We start from the raw sequence: 23,708 nt of genomic DNA on the forward strand, positions 1-23,708 counted from the left end.
ATAAATGGCTGAATTTATAGATTATTACGGAACAGGTAGAAGAAAGGCTTCAGTTGCAAGAGTTCACTTAAGACCTGGTGAAGGAAAAATAAGAGTAAACAAAAAAGAATACGCAAACTTAACAGAATACTTTAACAATAATCCTGTATGGTCAAAACACGCACTTGAACCATTAACAGTAACAGAAAATGAAGGTAAATTCGATATTGTTATTACAGTTAATGGTGGCGGAATGAATGGACAGGCTGGTGCTATAAGATTGGGTATTGCAAGAGCATTACTTCAATTTGATGAAAATTTAAGACCAGTTTTAAGAAAACACGGATTATTAACAAGAGACCCAAGAGAAGTAGAAAGAAAGAAATACGGTCTCAAGAAAGCAAGAAGAGCACCACAATTCTCAAAGAGATGATTTTGTTCGCTGCTTGAGAAGAATTTTGTATTTAATAAGGGAACGGTTTTTACCGTTCCCATACTTTTGATTATCTGGAGATGGTATTTTGATACCAAGAGAAGTTATTGATGAAATAAATTCAAGATTGGATATAAAGGATATAGTTGGAAGTTATCTTTCCTTAAAAAAGACTGGAAAGAATTATACTGCTTTATGTCCATTCCACCCTGAAGATACTCCATCCTTTTTTGTTTTTCCAGCTACAAATACCTTTCATTGCTTTGGTTGCGGAGCGCATGGAGATCCCATAACATTTATTCAAAAATATGAACATCTTACCTTTATAGAGGCTGTAAAAAAGGCAGCTGTTATGGCAGGTATAGATGTATCTAAATATTTGAAAAAAAGAGAATTGCCTCTTGAATTGCAAATTTTCGAAGATTATCATAAAAGATATCATGAAATCCTGTTAAACCTTCCAGATAACCATGTAGCCTGGAAATATTTAAATAAAAGAGGAATAAATAGAGATAATGCTATAAAGTTTGAACTTGGTTTTTCAAATGGAAGTATTAAATCTTTGATATTAGATAAAATGGATATTTCAAGGGATATAGGAGCATCTCTTGGAATTATCAGAAAAGACGGTAGCGAAGTTTTTTCAAATAGAATAATAATTCCTATAAAAGATGATTACGGTCGCATTGTAGCCTTTGCAGGAAGAAGTATAAACAATGAAAAACCAAAATATTTAAACAGTCCTGAAAATAAGTATTTTCAAAAATCTAATTTGTTGTTTTTATTTGATAAATCCAAAAATATAATAAAAAGAGAAAAATATTCTATTCTTGTTGAAGGATATTTTGATGCAATTCAAATGCATATAAATGGATTTGAGAATACCGTTGCTGTTTTAGGTTCATCTTTTACTCAATTGCATGCAAGAAAATTAATAAAATATACAGATAAAATAATTACCATGTTTGATATGGACGAAGCAGGGAGAAACGCGACATTACGTTCATTGGATTATCTCATATCCTATGGATTTCAGGTTGCTATTGCGCAATATACTGAAAAAGATCCTGATGAATTAATTCAAAAACATGGTGAAAATGGAATTTTAAATACATTGGAACAGTCGAAAAAATTTTATGATTTCATACCTGAATATTTTAAGGATAAATACAACCTTGAAGATGAATTTGGTGTGGAACAATATCTTGAAAAAATGGCAGAATGGTATATAAAATTTCAACGATCAAAACATGTTGCAGTAACAGATGCGTTTATAAAAAGAATAGCTATAATACTTTTGAAACCTGAAAATACAATAAAAAAAGCAATAGAAAATATCTTAAAATATAAAAAGTTCAATAAAAAGGTTATTCCATATATATCTGTTGAAGCTGAAGAAAAAAGCGAAAAAAATTATAATGAACTTGATAAACAGTTAATATGGTTATGGATAAAACATAAAAAATATAGAGATATGTTATTAACGCATTTGAAAGCAGAAGATTTTGAAGGGCTTGGAAAGGAATTTTTTTCTTTTGCCGAAAACGGAGAAGATCTTTCTTATATACTTGAAAATGGAAGTGAAGAGTTAATAGATTTAATCAAAATTTCATGGAATTTTGATTATGATATAGAACCAGATAAAGTTTTTTCAAGTCTAATAGAGACAGTGGAGAGGTTGCGTAAAGAGCGAGAGGTTAAAGCGCTAAGACAAAAACTAAAGAATACCACAGATGACAGAGAAAAAAAAGAAATAATGAAAAGAATCTTTGATTTACTCGCTACGCTCAAAAAGCGAGGAGGTGGTTTTTAGTGGCAGATAAGGATTTGATGAAGACCATTGAGGAAATAGGAAATCTGGAGATTGGCGAAGTTAGCGAAGGGCAGGAATATGTAAAAGCCCGAAAGAGAAAATCCTCAGACAAAAAGCCAAAAACCTTTGAAAAAATGGTAAAGGATCTTGTTAAAAAAGCTAAGAAGAACAATATGGTATTAACGTATGAGGATATTGATAAATCACTTCCTGCTGAACTGGATACAGAATTAATAGAAAAGATATATGAAGCACTTGAAAATGAAGGAATAATGATAGATGATGGTACCCAGCTTGATGATGAAAGTTTAAATGAAATAGAAGAAGTAATGGCAGCTGAAGGAGCTGCTGCAATTGATTTAATGGATTATTTAGGGGATGGAGAAACTCAGATTTTTGACAATATGTCATTAAAAGATCCTATAAAGGTTTATCTAAAAGAAATAGGGAAGATTAAGTTGTTAACACCTCAAAGGGAAAAACGATTGGCAAAAAAAGCTCAAGAAGGTAATAAAAAAGCAAGAGATGAATTGATAAAAGCTAATTTAAGGCTTGTTATATCTATTGCAAAAAAATATATAGGAAGAGGATTATCCTTTCTGGATTTGATTCAGGAAGGAAATATAGGATTAATAAAAGCGGTAAATAAGTTTGATTATAAGAAGGGATTTAAATTCAGTACATATGCAACATGGTGGATTAGACAGGCTATAACAAGAGCTATTGCTGATCAGGCAAGAACTATAAGAATCCCAGTGCATATGGTTGAAACAATAAACAAATTCAATAAAATTATCAGAGAATATTTGCAGGAACATGGTGAATATCCTTCACCAGAAAAACTTGCAGAATTAACAGGAAAACCAGTTGAAAAGGTAAATGAAATCCTTTTAACAGCAAGGGAAACAATATCTGCTGACTCACCGCTTGGAGCATCAGATGAAGATGATTCAACAATAGGTGATTTTATAGCAGATGATACATTGGATAAACCAGCAGAAGTTGCTATGAAAATGTTATTGAGAGAAGAACTTGAAAAAATTCTTGATACATTGCAGCCAAGAGAGGCAATGGTATTGAAAATGAGATATGGCCTTCTTGATGGTAAGGTAAAGACTCTTGAAGAGGTTGGACAGTATTTTAATGTAACAAGAGAAAGAATAAGACAGATTGAAGTTAAGGCATTGAGAAAGTTAAGACATCCAAGCAGAAGCGCTCAATTAAAAGAATTAAGTTCTATGCTTGGAAAAGAGTTATAATGGAGGATTCATATGGACGAAAAAGTGTTTAATATAAAACGTGAATATTCTATACCAGAATTCTTCAAAGAAGAGTTAGATAGTGAACAGCTTGATGCCGTTATAAACTCCACAGGAAGATCATTAATAATTGCAGGCCCGGGTTCAGGAAAGACCCGGGTCATTACATATAAAATCGCATATTTGCTTTCTCAAGGCATAAAACCGGAAAATATTTTATTGGTTACTTTTACAAGAGCTGCTGCTCGTGAAATGGTAGAAAGGGTAAGAAATGTAACCAATGTAGATACATCTTCACTAACTGCAGGTACCTTTCACCATGTGTGTAATATGATTTTAAGGAGATATGCAAAGGTTATTGGATATGAAAATAACTTTACTATTCTCGATTCAGAAGATGCGAAGGATTTAATGAGAATAGCAAAAAATGAATATAAGGAAACATTAACAAAGGAAGAAGCCAAACAAATTCCAGGTGAAGGGGTTATTTTAAAGATTATAGGATATGCCACAAATACGTTAAAATCCATTCGTGAAGCAATATTGGATATGGCTGCATATTTAATTGATTATCAAGAGGATATAGAAAGAATATATATGAATTATCTTGAAATGAAGAAAAAAATAAATGCAATGGATTATGATGATATGCTAATAAATACATTGCATCTTTTAGAAACAAATGAGGATATAAGAAATTATATAGCTTCAAAATATCAATGGGTATTGGTAGATGAATTTCAGGATACCAGTCTTGTTCAATTGAGAATAGTTGAATTTTTATCCAGTGTGCATAAAAATCTTATAGTTGTTGGTGATGATTCGCAAAGTATATATTCATTTAGGGGTTCAAGATTTGAAAATGTTGAAGAGTTTCAGTCACATGAAGATGTAAAATTATTTAAAATTCAAACAAATTATAGAAGTGTTCCTGAAATAGTTGAATTAGAAAATTATCTTATTCCAACACACTCTATTCCAAAAAAATTAAAACCATATAGAAGTTCCTATCATATGAAACCAGTAATAGTGAAAACATATGATGAATTAGAACAGGCAGATTTTATAGTGCAACTTATAGAAAATAAATTTGATGAAGGTGTTTCTCCAGAAGAAATAGCTATATTATACCGTTCCCATAGTTTATCAATGGTACTACAACAAAAATTGGACGTAAAAAAGATTTCATATAAATTATTATCTGGTAAGAGATTTATAGAAACAAGACATATAAAAGATATAATGGCTTTTTTAAAGATATTAGCAAATCCATATGATAATATTTCATGGACACGTGTATTAAAGCTGTTTCCAGGTATAGGTCAAAAAACACTTACAAAAATCGTTAACGAATTTTATGCAAACCTTATGGAATATCCAACACCATATGGAGCATTTGAACAGATTAAATTTAGAAAGTATCCAAAAGCCAAAGAAATAATATTATATTTGTTTGAAAATAGCGATGGAAATCCACAGGATTTAATAGACTATATATATAATGAGTTTTATAGGGAATATCTGGAATTAAATTTTAAAGATGCATATTCAAGAAAACAGGATATAGAAAGATTAGGGGAAATTGCTTCAAGATATAAGTCAGTAGAATCCTTTCTTGAAGAATTGGCATTAAGTGAAAATATAGAAATACAAAGTGCCGAGAAAGATAGAAAAAATGAAAGAATTACATTAACTACAGTTCATGGTGCAAAGGGATTGGAATGGAAGGTTGTAATAATAATTTCTGTAAACCCTGGAGATTTCCCAAACGGAATGGCATTAAAAGAAAAAAAGATAGATGAAGAGGAAAGATTGTTTTATGTTGCTGTAACTCGAGCAAAAGATGAGTTGTATATAGTAAAACAGCTTACTGGAACGACAAAGCCGTATTACGGCAATTCATTTTACATGAGGCAGAAATTACCAGATTTTACAGATAAAATTCCAAAAGAACTTGTGGAACACTGGAAAATTGGATATTCAGATTAAATAAAATGCGAGAGAAAGAAATCTCTCGCATTTTATTTATTATTATACAGATAATTTTCCTGTTGCCACGAGGAATATAACAACTATAGAAATAACCCACATTACTCCATATGTAAGTTTTTGCCCACCTGTTAAACCTTCGCCTCTTTCCTTTTTGGCTATAGGATATGCAAATATACCAAATGAATAAATTACCAATGCAGTTATTATATATATCCATCCAACTGCATAAATTACCCATGCTGTATAAATTACAGCAACCCACGCAAAGAATTTATACAATCCGCTATTTTCTTCTTTTGCTACTTTAACTCCAAATACAGCGGAGAAGAAATATGGTAATAATATTGTTGTTGTAGCAATATAGAATATAGTATTATAAACATTTTGTAAAGTATCTGATAATAAAGATAATAAGAAAATCTGAGTGATGATATTTGTAATTGTCAATGAAAATACAGGTGTGGCATTTTCATTTTGCTGAGCAAATTTTTTAGGGAATACATTATCTTTAACTGCGGCAATATACGGTATCTCTGCAGTAAGTAATAACCAGCTTAGCAAAGCACCAAAAACAGAGAATAAAAATCCAAAGTCGAGAATATATTGTCCAGGTTTACCCATAACTTTACTTAAAACAGTACCAAGAGGTGAAGTTGAATTAACCAATTCGCCCGGTGGTACAACACCCATTGTAAAAACAGAAACTGAAATATAAACAATAAGTGTAATAATAAAACCAATTATAGTAGCTTTTCCGACGTCTTTTTGTGATTTCGCCTTATTTGAAAGAACAACTGCGCCTTCTATACCAATAAATGCCCATAACATAGTTCCAAAACTATCATTTACCTGCTTGAAAATAGATGCTGTTTCTCCAGTTGCAGCAATTTTTGTTGAAAAGAATATATCTTTTACGAGATCAGGATTAAACGCAAAAATTGAAACTATAGCAACAAGAAATAGAGGAATTAATTTTAAAACAGTTAAAATAGCATTTGTGGTACCAGCTGTTCTAATTCCGCTAACAATTAAAAAGTGATAAACCCATAGAATAATACTTGAAAAAACAAGTGCGATAATTTTATTTTGTTCTAAAATTGGGAAATATCCACTTAGAATTTTCATTATTACAGCAAAGAAAGCAATATTCCCGAGCAACGCACTCCACCAATATCCCCACGCAGAATTAAACCCTACAAATTCTCCAAATTGTTCTCTGGCATAAGAGTAAATACCACCTTCTAATTCGGGACGTTTATAGGATAAAAACTGAAATACCATTGCCAGAGAAAAAACACCGAATCCTGTAATTAGCCAACCAATTAAAATTGCTCCAGGGTTTGCAACGCTACCAAGATCAGCTGGTGAGTTGAAAATCCCGGCGCCAATCATTGAACCAATAACCAGCATGGTAAGTGCAAATAACCCTAAAACTTTGTTGTTGCTCATACTTCACCTCCAATATTTATAGGATAAATTAATCCCCCCTATTCATAGGCATTGACATACATCGTGGTCCTCCACGACCTCTTGATAATTCACTTGAAGGTATTTCAATAACGCTAATGCCATTATCTCTTAAAAGAGTGTTTGTAACATAATTTCTATCATATGCGATAACAACACCAGGTTTTACGGCTAAAACATTTGAACCGTCATTCCATTGCTCTCTTTTTGCTGCAATTTCATCTTCTCCACCACATTTTAATATTTTTACCTGACCATTTTCAAGGTATTTTTGTAATATTTCTTCAAGTGATTTGTTCTCTTCAATAACTTCAAGATCACCGTCTTTTCCTTTTTTAATTACATATACCAATAAACTGGATTCTAATTGCGAATGAGCGAGGAATTTATCTGTATCAACCATTGTAAAGATAGTATCAAGATGCATGTATGCTCTTTTCTTTGGGATATTAATAGCAAGAATAGTTTCAAATGATTCATCTGTTTCAAAGAATAGTTTCTTGGCAAGGATTTCTACAGCTTCGGGATCTGTTCTTTGTGAAATACCTATAGCAAGAACTTTTTCGGTAAGAACCAATACATCTCCGCCTTCAATAGCAAAAGGCAATGTCATATCGTAGTAAATAGGAGTATTTTTGAAGTCGTTATTATATTTTACAACATATTTCATAAATAATGATTCTCTTCTTCTTGCTTTTGTTCTCATCCTGTTTATAACAATACCTTTACCAACAAAAGCAACAGGATCTCTCTGGAAATAAAGGTTTGGTAATGGCAATAAATAAAACTGTTTGTTAAGCCTTACCTTTGTTGAAAAATTCTCTTTCTTTAATTTAAATTCATTAATTCTAACTCCACCAACAATTTTATTTATCATTTCCTTTGTTTCAAAGCTTAAAAGATATTCTTCAAGAGCTTCCTTTATATATTCATTTTTAACCTCGCTTAATTCAAGATATTCTTTTACAAATTGCTCTTTTATAGAATCTTCGCTTAAAGATGTAGCCAATAAATCAGTTACATATTCTACATGAACACCATTTGTTCTTAATACATCAGCGAAATAATCGTGTTCCTGCTGAGCTTTCTTTAAAAATGGAATATCTTCAAATAATAATTCTTCAAGTAAATCAGGTTCCATATTTTCAAGTTCTAAACCTGGTCTGTGTAATAACACACGCCTCAATCTTTTAACTTCTGAATATACATTTATTCCCATGATCATACCTCCCGTAGATATTTTATTATCCAGTAATATTATACATTTTTAAAGTATTTTTTAAAAATTCCAATTTTAGCCAAATTTTATTGCTAAGAAAAATTTTTCATGGTTATTATAAAATTTTATCAGTATGCAGGAGTATGCGTGAGTATGCGTAAGTATGCGTGAGTATGCTCCTTTTTAACGTGAAAAAAATTTCACATATTATTATTTACATTCTCTTCTAATATGTGTTATTTAATGTATTTAAAATTTGCTATAATATAATAGAAAAAATATAATTATGGAGGTGTAAAATGGGTAAAAAAATTCTTATTGTAATAATTGCTTTATTAAATGTAATGATTTTTTCGACAAACATTTATAATTTCGAATATTCTTTAAAAAACAATTCAAGAGTTGCAGAAACAAAATATTTTAAATTTATATTTGAGAAAAATTTATCTTATATCTTTCCTGTATTAAATAAAGTAGCTGACAAATTATATGAAAATTATGAAGATTTTTATGAAACGTCACCAGGAAGTATAACAGTATTTGTATATGATGATGTAGACTTTGTAAATTCATTTGCTATTCCGCATTTGAATATTATAAGATTATATGTAAATCAACCAGATTCTTCAATAGGGTTAACTGAAAATGTACGTACATGGCTGCCGTTTGTTTTTTCTCATGAGCTTAATCACGTTTTTTATGGCAATATGAGGAATAAATATATAGACTGGATTCCATATGATTTTATCAAAAAAGGATTATTATCAATGAATTGGCAACCAAGTTATTTGCATGAAGGACTTTCAATATATATGGAAAGCAAATATTTTAAGGGAAGATTTGAGGATAGTATATTTAATATGTATTTAATGGCAGAAATTATTTCAAATAAATATCCAGAATATTATCTTGGTTCTGGTTCAATGACAGATAAATGGTCACCAGCAGGATTTAATTATATGTATGGTGCAATATTTACAAAAGAGATTTCTGAAAAATATGGAGAAGAAACATTAAAAAAAATCATACAGGATATGAATTCAAAATTGTTTTTTAACACGATAAAATATTCTTTTGAAAAGGTCACAGGAGAAAAATGGAAAGACTTTTTATTATATATAAAGGTGAAATATAAAAATCTTTATTTAGGTAGATCTGAAAAAGGATATAAAGATAATTATAAACCTTTAAATAATGCATTTCATTATACCGGAAATCTTAATACAGATGGAGAAAAGCTGTATTATTATGGAGAATTTGAAAATAAAATTAAAGGGGTATATAAAGGTGACGAATATGTAGGCAATTATAGAAAATTTAGCATATCAAAAGATGGAAAGCTATTATACCTTTCAAGTATTACTAATAATAATGAAAATAGAAATATTCTTTATTTAAAATGTGATTGTCCGTTATCTGATAAAATAATTGCAAACAGAGTTAGATCCTTTAATTTTATTGATAATAATAGAGTGGTATATACAACAATAAAAAATGGTTTTACTACTACATATATAATGGATTTAAGAACAGGAAATAAAGAAAAAATAATATCAGAAGGATATTATGTAATAAATAATTTTACATCTAATGGTAAAGAAGTATATTTTTCAGCTAACTTTGACAATACCACTGATATATATAAATATGAAATAGAAACAGGAAATTTATTGAGATTAACAAGAAACCAATATACTGAGAGAGATTTATTTCTGTATAACGATTACTTATATTTCTCAGCGGATTATGAGGATAATATATACAACATATATAGGTATAATATAAAAAATAAAAAATTGGAAAAAATAACAAATCACATATACGGAACATTTAATCCTGTAATCATAAAAGAAAAATTATATTTCATTTTTTACGATGAAAATGGGTATCATATTTCAACATTAAATCTAGATAATTTATCAAAAAAATTAATTGAGACTGTTGAATTTAATGAATATATAGCTGTTTCACCTTTAATTTATCATATGAAACCTGACAAATATAGTAAATATGAGGAAAAAACAAAATATAATTATATAATACCATTAGTTTATAATAATAAAATAGGTGTGGGATATATATCTTTAAGCGAAGGTTTGAATTACGGTTTTGGTGCAGGTGTGTTAACGGATATCAATAATACTTCAATGATTGTTGGAGGATATTTGAATTTATATACTAATAATTTTATTTTATCTACAATAGGAAATGAAGGAATATATACGGACATTTCAATATCCAAAGATTTTCAATTTTATTTAAAATCAAAATATTATCTGACAATTTCAAATAATCTTCAGTTGCATAATATATCCCCTGTATCAAATACCTTTAGTATAAATATAACAAATAATCCGTATTATATAAACAGCATTCAGTTATATAATTATAATGTATCAATGAACATTAATAATGCATATACATCAATAAATATTTCAAAGCCATTCTATGTATTTTCATTTGTTACAACACCATATGGATATTACGATACATCTGGAAATCTTGTTTTAGGAACATCTTTTTCAAAAAAAATATGGAATCCTGATATTTCAATATTTGATGGAAAATTTAGATTTGATAATTTATATTTAACAGGTAATATATCCTATAATATTCCTTTTCACAAAACAACATGTGGAATATCTCTGATATTTAATTTTACAGAATTTTACTGGGCAAATGTTCCAATTCCAATAAAAATAATTGATTTTTCAAATTAATAGATATAAGTATTAATTAGCTATAATCCCCCGATATTGGGGGATTATTTTTATTTTAAAAATTATGAAAATGATTTCTTGGAAAGATTACGGATAATTAACGAGAGTTATGGTTGATTATTGTTAGTAGGTTATTTTTTTTATAACATAATGTTACTTGTAATATTTCGAAAATAAATATATAATATGATTAAAGATATTGAAATTAAGTTAATAATTTTTTGAAGAAAACTTGAAAAAGTTTTAAATATATTATGTATGTCTATTCTTGTAAAAGGAGGGGAATTATGATAACGTTTTCTTATGATTACGCAAAACCCAAAACGCTAGATGAAGCCCTTGAATTATTGCAAAAAGACGGGGCTTATCCTATGTTAGGAGGAACTGATTTAATTGTAAAAATGAGAGCGAATCGAATTAAACCAACAGTTGTAGTAGATTTAAAAGGAATTGATGAATTATTTAAAGTAGATTTTTCCAAAGAAAATGGATTAACCTTTGGTGCTGGAATAAAACTCAATGTATTGGTTGAAGAATTTGATTTTGTAAAAGAATATTATCCAACATTGTATCAGGGGGCAAGAGTAGTTGGAGGGTATCAAACCAGAAACAGAGGAACTGTTGCTGGTAATATTTGTAATGCTTCACCTGCTTCAGATACAGCTCCAGCATTATTAACATATGATGCGGAATTAAATCTTGTAAGCAAGGAAGGCGAAAGAACAGTAAAATTAACAGAATTCTTTGTAGGACCAGGAAAAACTGTATTGAAAAAAGGAGAGATTGTAAAATCAATCCATTTGCCTTTTGAAGGTGAAAGTATAGGAAGATATTACAAGATTTCAAGAATTAAAGCAGTTGACCTTTCAACAATTGGAATGGCATTAACTGTAATTGATCCAGAAGGAAAGAGAGATATAAGAGTTGCATTAGCTTCTGTTGCTCCAACACCAGTTAGAATTTTTGAAGCAGAAGAATTTATAAAGGGTAAAGAATTAACAAAGGAAAATGTTGAGGAGTTTGCAAGAATAATACATGATAGTGTTTCTCCAATAACAGATGCAAGGGGAACAGCTGAATATAGAAAAAGAATGGCTAAAATATTACCTATAAAATTGCTAAGAGAATTAAATTTGTTGAAGGAGGGGATATAATATGAAAATTACATTTACAGTAAATAATGAAAATGTAGAAGTTGATGTAAAGCCAAATGAAACCCTCCTTGATGTATTAAGAGAAAAATTATACCTTACAGGTGCTAAGGAAGGTTGTGGAAATGGCGAATGTGGTGCCTGTACAGTTATATATAATGGAAGACCTGTAAATTCATGTCTTGTTTTAGCACCAGAAGCAGAAGGCGCAGTAATTGAAACAGTAGAAGGCTTAACAAAGGATAATAAATTACATCCTATTCAGGAAGCATTTATTGAAGCTAATGCTTTCCAATGTGGATATTGTACACCAGGATTTATTATGTCTACAAAAGCAATGTTAGAAAAAGTTCCAAATCCAACAAAAGAAGTTATTGTTGAAAGATTGGCAGGTAATTTATGTAGATGTACCGGTTATACAGTAATTATTGATGCTGTGAAATTAGCTGCCCAGAAAATGGGAGGTGCAAAATAATGAAATACGAATATCAACCACCTATTAAATTTGAACATGTAGGAAAACCTATGAATCGTGTAGATGGTTTTGAGAAGGTTACTGGAAACGCTAAATATGTAACAGACATGTTTTTCCCAAATATGTTATATGGTGCAGTAAAAAGAAGTCCAATACCTCATGGAATTATAAAAAAGATAGATACCTCTAAAGCTGAAGCTTTGCAGGGTGTAAGAGCAATAGTTACAGGGAAAGATGTTCCATATAGACAGGGAATTTATCTTGTTGATAGACCTGTAATTACTCCTGATAGAGTTAGATATGTTGGAGAACCAGTGGCAGCTGTAGCAGCAGACTCATTGGAAATTGCAAGAAGAGCTGTTGAATTAATAGAAGTTGAATATGAAGAATTACCTGTAGTTCAGGATCCAAGAGAATCCTTAAAAGGTGAAGTATTAATACATCCTGATCTTGCAAATTATGATAGATTACCTATATATAATATAGAACCTGAAAGAAATGTATTTCATCACCATAAAACAAGAAAAGGTGATGTAGAAAAAGGTTTTAAAGAAGCAGATGTTATAGTTGAAGGTGACTATTACTTACCTCAAATGTATCATGCTCCACTTGAACCACATGCAGCAATAGCTTTCTGGGATTATAACGAAAAGCTTACTGTATGGTCAAGTGCACAATCTCCATTTACATTAAGAAATTTAATAGCTCATGCATTTAAGATTCCAAGACATAAGGTTAGAGTTATAGCTCCTTATGTTGGTGGAGGATTTGGTGGTAAAGCTGGTATAAATATGGAGGGTATAGTAATTGCATTAGCTGAAAAAGTAAAAGGAAGACATATAAAGCTTGTTTATACAAGAGAAGAAGATGTCGCAACAGTTGTTAGACAGGCAATGTATGCTCATATAAAAACAGGTGTTAAAAATGATGGAACAATTGTGGCAATGGAAGCTGAATTAATATTCGATGGAGGAGCATATGCAGAATATGGAACAAATGTTGTAAGAGCTGCTGGATATACACTTCCAGGTCCATATTATGTTCCAAACCTTAAAACAGATTCCTTTGGTGTTTATACAAATCACTTTATTGGTGGTGCATTTAGGGGATTTGGACATGGAGAATTGCATTGGGCAACAGAAAGAAATCTCGATGAAGTTGCACAAAAATTAGGTATAGATCCACTTGAATTAAGATTGAAAAATGTATTAAAGCCAGGATTAACAAATTCAATGGGTCAAACTATACATCATGATACTGGTGATGTAGAAGCATGTTTGAAAAAAGCAGCAGAATTAATAGAATACGATAAAAAACCTGAACAACCTGCAGATCCAAAGAAAAAGAGAGGTAAAGGTATAGCAGGTCTTGTAAAGGCTCCAGCTATGCCGACAAATGCAGCATCAGCCGTTGTAATTAAATTTCATGAAGATGCAACAGTAACATTGCAGGCAAGTATTCAGGAAATTGGTCAGGGATTCAATACAGCAGTTACGCAAATGGCTGCAGATGCATTACATATTTCACCGGATAAAATACACTTTGTAATGCCTGTTGATACTGATGTAAATCCATATGAATGGCAGACAGTTGCAAGTAGGGCATTATGGACTGTAGGTAATGCATTATACAGAGCTGCGGAAGATGCATTAAATCAAATCAAAAATATAGCTTCACAGGTATTGGGCGTTGCACCTCATAATTTAGAAGTAGAAGATGATAGAGTATATGTAAAATATAGACCGGAAAAATATTTATTGTTAAAAGATGTTGTAATGGGATACACCTACCCAGATGGGCATGCCATTGGTGGCCCGGTAATTGGAAGAGGTAGTTTTGTTCCTGAAATGCTTACAAATCTTGATCTTGAAACAGGTCAGGGTAATGCAGCAGCTGAATGGACATTTGGAGCTCAGGCTGCAGAGGTTGAAATTGATACAGAAACAGGTGAAATAAAAGTATTGAGTATGGTTGGGGTGTTTGATGCAGGTACTATTATAAATCCAATTACAGCAGGTGGTCAGGTAGTTGGTGGAATGATTCAGGGTATGGGACCAGCATTATTTGAAGGGGTTAAATATAACGATAAAGGTTATCCATTAACTGTATCGTTTACTGATTATAAGATTCCAACAATAGCCGACATACCAGATGAAATAAAATATGACTTTGTTGAAACCTTTGAAGAATCTTCACCATTTGGTGCTAAAGGTGTAGGAGAACATCCAATGATTTCAATACCACCAGCAATAGCAGCAGCTATTTACGATGCACTTGGAGTAAATATAAATGAATTGCCATTATCACCGGATAAAATATTAAAAGCACTTGATGAAAAGAATAGTTAAAGTTTAGATATTGTCTATCCAAATCTTTTTTAGGAGGGGAGAAGCATGGGCGAAAGCGAATATTTGAACATTACGCCTCAAGAAGACAGAAGCGCGAACATGAGTACTGGGGGATTGATTTTGCTTGGATTACAACACACATTTACCATGTTTGGCGCAACAGTATTGGTGCCTTATTTAACGGGTATTCCAGTTAATGTAGCTCTTTTGACAGCTGGGTTAGGAACATTGTTATTCCACTGGATTACCAAATGGAAAGTTCCAGTATTTTTAGGATCAAGTTTTGCTTATATTGCACCAGTAGTAGCAGTAACAACTTATTACATGCAACAGGGAGGACTTGAATACAAGAGTATACAGGATGCAGTTCAAGCGGGGGTAGATCTGAGACCTTATCTGGCATATGCCACAGGTGGTATTGTTCTTGCAGGACTTGTTAAATTTGTATTTGGTTTATTAATAAAATGGATAGGTATTAGAAGATTTGAAAAATTATTCCCACCTGTAATTTCCGGTACAATGATTATTCTTATTGGTTTAATTTTGAGTCCAGTAGCAGTTAATATGGCAAGCGGTAATTGGACAATAGCATTAATCTCATTATTTACTGCAATATTTGTAAGATTATATATGAGAGGATTTAATAGACTTGTTCCAGTTATCTGGGGTATTATAGTAGGTTATGTTGTAGCATTGATTACAGGTAATGTTAACTTTGCAGAATTATCAACAGCAAGCTGGATTGGTATGCCAGAAATGTATTTACCTAAATTCTCATGGTATGCAGCAGCAGCAATTGTACCAGTAGCTATAGCCCCATCAGTAGAACACTTTGGTGATGTATTTGCTATATCAGCAGTTGTTGGTAAAAAGTTCTATGAAGATCCAGGAATGCATAGAACATTAATGGGTGATGGGCTTGCAACATCATTAGGTGGTTTGCTTGGAGGTCCAGCAAATACAACATATAGTGAAAACACAGGTGTTCTTGCATTTACAAAGGCATTTAATCCATGGATAATGAGAATAGCAGCATTTTTTGCAATTTTAATGTCATTAGTACCAAAAGTTGGAGCACTTGTTAGATCAATACCTGTTCCAGTTATGGGCGGAATTGAAATCTTATTATTCGGTATGATTGCAAGTATAGGTGCAAAAACATTAATTAACAATCAGGTTAAAGTAGAAGGTAAAAACCTTGTTATTATGTCATTAATGCTTGTTACAGGTCTTGGTGGAGCAGTATTCCAGGCTGGTAACTTTGCATTACAGGGATTGGGTTTAGCAGCTATAGTTGGTATTTTAGCTAATGCAATATTATCATTAACAGGAGCATCAGATGACTGATATTATTGTTTCAAAAAATGTTTTTGAAAAACATGTAAATGAAGAAGCAAAAATCTTTTTCAAAACAAAACATACAGTATATTATAAATTTAACGATTCGGATATATTGACTCTGACAACTCATTCGAACCGGGTAGGGGCATTGGGGCTAACAGCCCCCTCCCGATTCCTTAAATTCAAAAAAGTATATGTAAACAAAAATAAGGTTTTAGTATTTGATAACGTTTTCTTTTTAAGCAAGTTTAAATTGTATGATCCAACAATAACAAACTTTAGAAAAAACGTAAATATAGATGAAGCTATTAATTATATAAAACAAAATGTTGATAACAGAATATCTTTGAAAATAATAAAAGGTTTATTTGATAAAAAATATGAATCATTAATAGGATTTGGTCCAGGATTAACTCCACTTGGTGATGATATATTATCAGGAGTTCTTTTAATGGAGCATTATTTTAAAAAAGATTTAGTGGATAAAGATCACATTATTTTTATTTCAAGAAAAAAAACAAATGATATTTCTTATTTTCAAATGAAATATGCTGCCGAAGGATTAGCACCATTGCCAGTTAAAGAATATTTAAGTAGCAGTAATAAGGATGATTTATTAAAAATGGGAGCTACATCTGGAAGTGGATGGTTATTGGGGATTACCTATTACTTTGAGTTTGGAGGGATAGCGGATGGTCTATACAATGATAAAACCGAATTCGTATTATGATTCCGTAACCCTTATGTTGATAACCGAAGATATAAAAAAAATGGAAGGTATTGAAGAAGCTTTGGTTGGCATGGGGACGGACACAAATAAGGAATTTTTAAAAGAATTGGATATGATGTCAGAAGAAGTTGAAAATTCTACACCAAATGATCTTTTGATTGTTGTAAAAGGCGAAAATATAGACATGGAAGAAATAGAAAAAACTGTTGAAGAGTTACTAAAAACAGAAACAGAAGAAGATGAAGGGGAAAAATTCTATCCTTCAATGGATTCTGCACTTAACAAAGTAAAAGACGCAAATATGGTATTAATCTCTATTGCAGGTGAATATGCAGGTCTTGAAACTAAAAAGGCTCTTGACAGAGGACTTAATGTAATGTTATTTAGTGATAATGTTTCACTGGAAGATGAAATAAAATTAAAAAAATATGCGCTTAAAAAAGGATTACTTGTTATGGGACCAGATTGTGGAACAGCTATAATCAATGGAGTACCTATGGCATTTTCAAATGTAGTCAACAGGGGGAAGATTGGTATTGTTGCCGCATCCGGAACTGGCGCTCAAGAAGTATCCTCTATCATCTCAAATCTTGGATGCGGCATTTCCCAGCTCATTGGAACTGGCGGAAGAGATGTAAAGAAAGATGTTGGAGGATTAATGTTCCTTGAAGGAATTAAGAGATTAATTGAAGATGATGAAACAGAGATAATAGTACTTGTTTCAAAACCACCATATCCAGAAGTAGTAGAAAAAGCTGTTGAATTATTGAAAAAGACAAATAAAAAGCATGTCGTTCATTTTGTAAACGGAAAAGTGGAAGATGACACAATTACAGTTGGACATACTCTGGAAGATGCTGCTATAAAGGCTGCATTGTTGTGTAAAGGCGAAGAAATAAAGAAAGATATTTATACGTATTTTGATTTCCTTGAAGCATTTGATTTTGAAACAAAGGTAAAAGAAGAAGCAGAAAAAATAAAAGAAGGAAAATATATAAGAGGACTATATTCTGGTGGAACATTGGCTGATGAAGCAATGGTATTGCTTGCAAAAGAGATAGGTCCAATATATTCCCCAGCACCATTAGATCCAGAATATAAGCTTGAGAATATAAATGAAAGTAAGGAAAATACAGTAGTGGATATGGGTGAAGACGAGTTTACAGTTGGAAGACCACATCCTATGATTGACTTTACAATGAGAAAGTCCAGACTTGTAAAAGAATATCTCGATAAAGATACGGCAATAATACTGGTTGACGTAGTGTTAGGCTGGGGTTCACATATGGATCCTGCTGGTGAAATTGCAGAAGCAGTAAAGAACGCCAGGGAAGTTTCTGATAAGTATAGATGTGTAATAGCAAATATTTGTGGAACATATGAGGATCCACAAAAATATAATGAACAAAAGAAAAAACTCGAAGATGCTGGTGTTATTGTCTTCCCAAGTAATGCCAGTGCAGTAAAATTCGCAGTTAGCGTTTGGAAGGAGTTGGGAAGATGAGTTTATTTAAAGAAGAATTAAAAATCATAAATATCGGATTGAAATCATTCTATGAAGATTTAAAAAAACAGGGAGCACATGTTGTGCATGTTGATTGGAAACCACCACTTGGCGGTTCAAAGGCTGTAAAAATATTAAATGACTTTTCAAATGTTAAGGTAGATGTTGAAGCAGCAAATGCAAAAGCAGTAGAAAGAATTATGAATTCACAGCCAACCCTTGTTGGAATGGCATTGGCAAAAGATGTAGTTCCAGGAATGAAAGAAAATATGATTTTACATGCAGGTCCTCCAATTACGTGGGATAGAATGTGTGGTCCATTAAAAGGCGCAATAATTGGTGGGCTTATCTATGAAGGAAAAGCAAAAAATGAAAAAGAGGCTATTGAGTTAATAGAATCAGGAGAAATTCAATTTGATCCATGGCATCATCATGATGGTGTAGGCCCTATGGCTGGTGTTGCAACACCTTCCATGCCTGTGTTTATAGTTGAAAACAAGACATATGGTATAAAAGCATATTGTACAATGAATGAAGGTTTAGGAAAGGTTTTAAGATATGGAGCAAATGGACCTGATGTAATTGATAGACTTAAATGGATGGAATCAGTGTTATATCCAGTTTTAAAAGAAGCTATTGAAATAAAAGGCGAAATTAATTTAAAGAATCTTATTGCTCAGGCAGTTCAAATGGGCGATGAATGTCATAATAGAAATAAAGCAGCAACATCTTTGTTTATCAGGGAAATTGCACCTGCAATACTTGATACATCGTTCTCTGATAAAGAAAAGAAAGAAGTAATTGAATTTATTAATTCAAATGATCATTTCTTCCTTAATTTATCAATGCCAGCAGCAAAATCAGCAACATTAGCAGCAGAAGGTATTGAAGGAAGTACAATAGTTACAGTAATGGCAAGAAATGGAACTGATTTTGGTATTAGAGTAGCTGGGTTACCAGGAGAATGGTTTGTTGGTCCAGCACAGGAAGTAGAAGGATTATACTTCCCGGGATTTACAAAGGAAGATGCAAATCCTGATATTGGAGATAGTACTATTACAGAAACAGGCGGATTTGGTGGATTTGCAATGGCTGGTGCTCCGGCTATAGTTAAATTTGTTGGAGGTAGTGTTCAGGAAGCAATTGAAACAACACAGAAGATGTATGAAATTACAGATGCAGAAAATAACACATATAAAATACCATTCTTGAATTTTAGAGGAACGCCAACAGGATTAAATGTTAAAAAAGTTGTTGAAAAGGGTATATTACCAAGAATTAATACAGGTATAGCCCATAAAGAACCAGGTATAGGGCAGGTTGGAGCAGGTTTAACCTATCCACCTATGAATATATTTATAGATGCATTGGAAGCATTTGTAAAAAAATACTCAGATTGAGGGGGGATTATTGTGGCAGGTATTAAAGTGTATGATTTAACTCAGAAGATTGGTATTACAACACCACCATGGCCAGGTTATGAGCCAATGAAATTGTGGTATTTCAAGAGAATGATGCTTCAGAAGGTTAACGGACAGATAGTTCAAACAAGTATGCATAATGGTACACATCTTGATGGTCAAAGACATTTTATGACTGGCGGAAGAGATATAGCTTCATTGCCACTTGATGGTTATTTGTTCGGTGAAGGGGTTATTTTAGATATTTCTAAAGAAGTTGGAGATTTTGATATTTATACACCAGAAACATTATTAAAGGTTGCAAAAGAAAATAATCTCGAGATTAAAAAGGGCGATATTATAATTATTAACACTGGTTATCACAAATATGCATGGGATCAACCAGAAGCAAATGAAAATAAATATTATTACTTCCACCCAGGACCAGATCAAAGATTTGCTGATTGGTTAAAAGAAATGGAAATTAAATGGGTTGGTGTTGATTGTGGTTCTGCAGATCACCCAATGAATACAATATTAAGAGAATACAGACCTGAATTTGCTAAAATGGCAGACGAACACTTTAGAAAAAAATACGGAAAACCATTAGATGAATACTTTACAGATGAAACGTATCAATTAATGCATATTGATTTATTCCCACACTTGATTTTACACGCTGAAAATCTTGGTGGAGAAATTGATAAAGTATTAAATAGAAGAATGTACATAGGTATATTCCCATGGAAACTTGTTGATGGTGAATCAAGTATAGCTCGTGTAGCTGCATTTGAAATTGAAGGATAATTGAAACGATAAAATTGATTAATAATAACAGAAAACGATAAAAGATAAAAATGGAGGGGAAAGATTATGTGGAAAGAAATACCGGAAAAAGTATCACAGGAAAAAATTACATTTGATGTTAGAGAAATAGAACCAATGTTAGCAGGACCGTCATTGAAATTAGAACCATATGAACCAGAAATGGCAAAATTAAAAGATGGAAATTATTTATATATCAGACCATTGAAAAAAGAAGAAGTACCTCAATTATTACCATTTATAAAGAAATTATTAGATGTAGATCATGACTTTTATGATATTGTTGGTGTAAGAGTATATGGCGAATTATTAGGATGGTATAGAGATAGATTAAAGGATCCATATTTCATGATTGGTACAATTAATGGGAAATTAGCAGGTTTTGCAAATGCAAGAGTTATGAATAATGGAATTCATATTAGTTTACACTCAATGGCATATGTAAGAGGATTAAAAGTAGGAGCTATTATGTATTATGCAAAAGCTAAATATGCATTTGAAAAACTGGGAGCAAAAGAATGGTGGTCAACATTTGAAAGTTATAATGGTTGGAAGAGATGGGGTTTAGGTATGGCACAACCATCATATCCATGGCCAGATGTACAGCATGAATTAGGTGGAGCAAAAGTATATTACATTACAAGAGAATATTGGGATTTATCAGTAAAACAATATTTACTCGATTATATAAAGACAGATCTTGTACCTGCAACACCAGAAGTTGCAGAAGCAAACAAAGAATTAATAATCCCCGAAAGTCCTCTCGTTTAAATAGGGCTGGCAGGCCGAAAAGGCCTGCTCTTTTTTTAAAAAAGATAATATAAATAAAAAATAAATAAAAAAAGGAGCTTCCTTATGGAAAGCTCCTTTTTGATTGCTAATTAATTAAAGTATTCTCTTACAGCAAAAGATGCTGCAATAGCACCATCAGCTGCTGCTGTGATAATCTGTCTTAATTCCTTTTGAATAACATCTCCTGCAGCAAATACACCTTTCACATTTGTTTCTCTGTGTTCATCTACAGGGATATATCCATAATCATCAAGTTCTATTTTTCCTTTAAATAATTCTGTTACAGGAGTAAGTCCTACAAAAACGAATACTCCGTCTACATCGAAGTTTGTAATTTCACCAGTTTCTCTGTTTTCAAGTACAAGCTGAGTTACTTTCTTATCACCTTTGATTTCCTTTACTACAGAATTCCAGATGAATTTAATATTTTCTGTATTAAATGCTTTGTCCTGATATCTTTTATCAGCTCTTAACTTATCTCTTCTATGAATAATATAAACTTCTTTTGCTATTTTTGAAAGATAAAGAGCTTCTTCAACAGCTGTATTGCCACCGCCAATAACAGCAACTTTCTGGTTTTTGAAGAAATGTCCATCGCAGGTAGCACAGTATGAAACACCTCTACCAGCAAATTCCATTTCACCAGGAACACCTAATTTCCTTGGAGTAGCTCCAGTTGCAATAACAACTGTTTTTGCTTTTACAATACTTCCATTATCAAGTGATATTATCTTTTCATCTTTACTGAAATCAACATTAATAACTTCACCATCGTAAAATTCTACGCCAAATTCTCTTGCGTGTTCTCCAAGTTTTGTTGCTAATTCTTCTCCTGTAATAGATTTAAATCCAGGATAGTTTTCAACATATTCTGTTAAGTTAATCTGACCGCCTTCTAAATCTTTTTCTATAATTAATGGCTGGATTCCGCCCTGAACAGCATAAATCCCTGCTGCAACACCTGCTGGACCACCGCCAATAATTACCATATCATAATATTCTTTTAAATCATGTTTTTTTGATGATCCAAGATCAAAGAACATGGCTTATCCCTCCACAGCTTTTAATACTTCTTCAACGAAGTTTGGTTCAGGATATGCACCAATAAATTCACCTTTAACTACCCATTCACCATTTTCAAATGCTTCAATAACTGTGTGTGGTACAGAACTTACATTGTGTTTCATTGAAATTTCGTAAAATTCGTTAGCTTCTACCATTTCACCGTTTATATTTTCATTAATCATTGCAGCCATCTGTGCTGATAAAACAGCTCTTGGACAGTATGGACATGTTGGAGTTACAAATACTCTTAATCTTATTTTTTTGTTTATACCCTTTAATTTTTCAATTGTGTCTTCTGAGAAATCTACTTCTTCGCCATTTTTGGACATGAGAATTAAATCCTGTAATAATGTGCTGAATTCATGTCCTGAAGGAATTCCGTAAAATCTTACACCTAAATCTGAACCATTTGATGCAAGAATAACTGTTGCTGGAGCTAATGTTTTATCAATTTCATATTCTTCTGCAAGTGGAGAGTCAATATTTTCAACTTCTAAATCAACATTATCTACACCTTCTGATAATTCTGTGTATAATTGTTTTGTTACTTCACAGTATTCGCAATCATCTTTTTCGAATAAAATTATTTTTACTCTACCTTTCATTTCCCCTAATAAATCCTTTACCTGTTCTAATGTTTTGTCATCTAATAATCTTTCCATTTTACTACACCTCCGAAGTTTTATATATTTTCTTTTGCTTTATTAATAAAGTTTTTTAAAACTATTATCTGTTCTTCCATTTCAGAAATAAATCTTTTCATTCTTTCTTTTCCTTTTTCTGTCACCTTATAAATTTTTCTTGGTGGACTTGATGTTGTATCCCAATCAAACTCTATTTCGCCACGTTTTTCAAGATCTGAAAGAGCCCTGTATACTCTTCCTTTTTGCCCAATTCCTTCTGGAATTGTTATACCCATTTCGCATAGCCTATTGGATAGTTCATAGCCATAACTGGGCTTTTCGGCTATTAATATCAATAATAAATCGCATATTAACTTTCCGCTCTTTTGAAATATTTTACACTTATTTGCCGAATTCATTTATTACCCTCCAAATAGTACTAAAAAAGTCAATTTTTCCATCCATGATTATATTATATACATTATGTATATATTTGTCAAGTAAAAAATATAAAGGTTCTATTGTTATTTTTTTAAAATTTGAAGTCAAAAAATTAAAGCACCCATGAAAAG

Annotated in this window: 19 protein-coding genes; 14 read left to right on the plus strand and 5 right to left on the minus strand. The window is 31.7% G+C overall.

Annotated features, from left to right (window positions below):
* Positions 1-4 precede the first annotated feature (4 nt).
* The 4 genes from rpsI (at position 5) to LN42_RS08620 (ending at position 5,473) form a co-directional block, all read left to right on the plus strand.
* A complete protein-coding gene (gene rpsI, locus LN42_RS08605) occupies positions 5-412 on the plus strand; it encodes a 30S ribosomal protein S9 (RefSeq protein WP_014297130.1) in 408 nt (135 codons plus the stop codon).
* An 88-nt stretch (positions 413-500) separates the two neighbouring features.
* Entirely contained in the window at positions 501-2,225 is a 1,725-nt protein-coding gene (gene dnaG / locus LN42_RS08610) for a DNA primase (RefSeq protein ID WP_075780696.1), read from the plus strand.
* 17 nt (positions 2,226-2,242) lie between these two features.
* Positions 2,243-3,484: an RNA polymerase sigma factor RpoD gene (rpoD, locus tag LN42_RS08615; protein ID WP_083635711.1), complete on the plus strand. Its 1,242-nt coding sequence runs from the start codon at positions 2,243-2,245 to the stop codon at positions 3,482-3,484.
* Between the two features lie 12 nt (positions 3,485-3,496).
* Complete coding sequence (locus tag LN42_RS08620) at positions 3,497-5,473, plus strand: ATP-dependent helicase (RefSeq protein ID WP_075780697.1); 1,977 nt, start codon at positions 3,497-3,499, stop codon at positions 5,471-5,473.
* A gap of 42 nt (positions 5,474-5,515) precedes the next feature.
* Here the strand turns inward: LN42_RS08620 and LN42_RS08625 are convergent, their stop codons facing one another.
* Positions 5,516-6,925 (minus strand): basic amino acid/polyamine antiporter, encoded by a 1,410-nt coding sequence (locus LN42_RS08625; protein ID WP_075780698.1) that lies wholly within the window; start codon positions 6,923-6,925, stop codon positions 5,516-5,518.
* Between the two features lie 28 nt (positions 6,926-6,953).
* Positions 6,954-8,162, minus strand: a complete 1,209-nt coding sequence (gene arcA, locus LN42_RS08630; protein ID WP_014297135.1) for an arginine deiminase — start codon at positions 8,160-8,162, stop codon at positions 6,954-6,956.
* 299 nt (positions 8,163-8,461) lie between these two features.
* Here arcA and LN42_RS08635 point away from each other — a divergent pair, with 299 nt between their 5' ends.
* The 10 genes from LN42_RS08635 (at position 8,462) to LN42_RS08680 (ending at position 21,427) form a co-directional block, all read left to right on the plus strand.
* Entirely contained in the window at positions 8,462-10,882 is a 2,421-nt protein-coding gene (locus tag LN42_RS08635; RefSeq protein ID WP_014297136.1) for a hypothetical protein, read from the plus strand.
* Positions 10,883-11,169: 287 nt separating this feature from the next.
* Complete coding sequence (locus LN42_RS08640; RefSeq protein ID WP_014297137.1) at positions 11,170-12,036, plus strand: xanthine dehydrogenase family protein subunit M; 867 nt, start codon at positions 11,170-11,172, stop codon at positions 12,034-12,036.
* Position 12,037: 1 nt separating this feature from the next.
* The gene (locus LN42_RS08645) at positions 12,038-12,508 is read left to right on the plus strand and encodes a (2Fe-2S)-binding protein (RefSeq protein WP_014297138.1); all 471 of its coding nucleotides are present in this window, start codon (positions 12,038-12,040) and stop codon (positions 12,506-12,508) included.
* Positions 12,508-14,856 (plus strand): xanthine dehydrogenase family protein molybdopterin-binding subunit, encoded by a 2,349-nt coding sequence (locus tag LN42_RS08650; RefSeq protein WP_075780699.1) that lies wholly within the window; start codon positions 12,508-12,510, stop codon positions 14,854-14,856. Before LN42_RS08645 ends, LN42_RS08650 begins: the two co-directional genes overlap by 1 nt.
* Positions 14,857-14,901: 45 nt before the next feature.
* Positions 14,902-16,203 carry a uracil-xanthine permease family protein gene (locus LN42_RS08655; RefSeq protein WP_014297140.1) on the plus strand — a complete coding sequence of 434 codons (1,302 nt, stop codon included), beginning with the start codon at positions 14,902-14,904 and terminating at the stop codon, positions 16,201-16,203.
* Positions 16,196-16,927: a DUF2877 domain-containing protein gene (locus LN42_RS08660; RefSeq protein WP_075780700.1), complete on the plus strand. Its 732-nt coding sequence runs from the start codon at positions 16,196-16,198 to the stop codon at positions 16,925-16,927. The genes LN42_RS08655 and LN42_RS08660 overlap by 8 nt, the downstream gene beginning before the upstream one ends.
* A complete protein-coding gene (fdrA, locus tag LN42_RS08665) occupies positions 16,890-18,431 on the plus strand; it encodes an acyl-CoA synthetase FdrA (protein ID WP_014297142.1) in 1,542 nt (513 codons plus the stop codon). Before LN42_RS08660 ends, fdrA begins: the two co-directional genes overlap by 38 nt.
* Positions 18,428-19,831 (plus strand): DUF1116 domain-containing protein, encoded by a 1,404-nt coding sequence (locus LN42_RS08670; RefSeq protein ID WP_014297143.1) that lies wholly within the window; start codon positions 18,428-18,430, stop codon positions 19,829-19,831. The genes fdrA and LN42_RS08670 overlap by 4 nt, the downstream gene beginning before the upstream one ends.
* A 12-nt stretch (positions 19,832-19,843) precedes the next feature.
* Positions 19,844-20,638 carry a cyclase family protein gene (locus tag LN42_RS08675; protein WP_014297144.1) on the plus strand — a complete coding sequence of 265 codons (795 nt, stop codon included), beginning with the start codon at positions 19,844-19,846 and terminating at the stop codon, positions 20,636-20,638.
* A gap of 66 nt (positions 20,639-20,704) precedes the next feature.
* Positions 20,705-21,427, plus strand: a complete 723-nt coding sequence (locus tag LN42_RS08680) for an N-acetyltransferase (protein WP_014297145.1) — start codon at positions 20,705-20,707, stop codon at positions 21,425-21,427.
* 110 nt (positions 21,428-21,537) lie between these two features.
* Here the strand turns inward: LN42_RS08680 and trxB are convergent, their stop codons facing one another.
* From trxB to LN42_RS08695, 3 genes are read right to left on the minus strand one after another with little or no spacing between them, the layout of a single operon-like run.
* Positions 21,538-22,491, minus strand: coding sequence for a thioredoxin-disulfide reductase (gene trxB / locus LN42_RS08685; RefSeq protein ID WP_014297146.1), 954 nt, complete (start codon positions 22,489-22,491; stop codon positions 21,538-21,540).
* A 3-nt stretch (positions 22,492-22,494) separates the two neighbouring features.
* A complete protein-coding gene (locus LN42_RS08690) occupies positions 22,495-23,175 on the minus strand; it encodes a thioredoxin family protein (RefSeq protein WP_014297147.1) in 681 nt (226 codons plus the stop codon).
* A gap of 20 nt (positions 23,176-23,195) precedes the next feature.
* Positions 23,196-23,555: a PadR family transcriptional regulator gene (locus LN42_RS08695; protein ID WP_014297148.1), complete on the minus strand. Its 360-nt coding sequence runs from the start codon at positions 23,553-23,555 to the stop codon at positions 23,196-23,198.
* Positions 23,556-23,708: the final 153 nt, after the last annotated feature.

This window comes from Marinitoga sp. 1137, from assembly GCF_001941525.1.
Lineage (GTDB): Bacteria > Thermotogota > Thermotogae > Petrotogales > Petrotogaceae > Marinitoga > Marinitoga piezophila.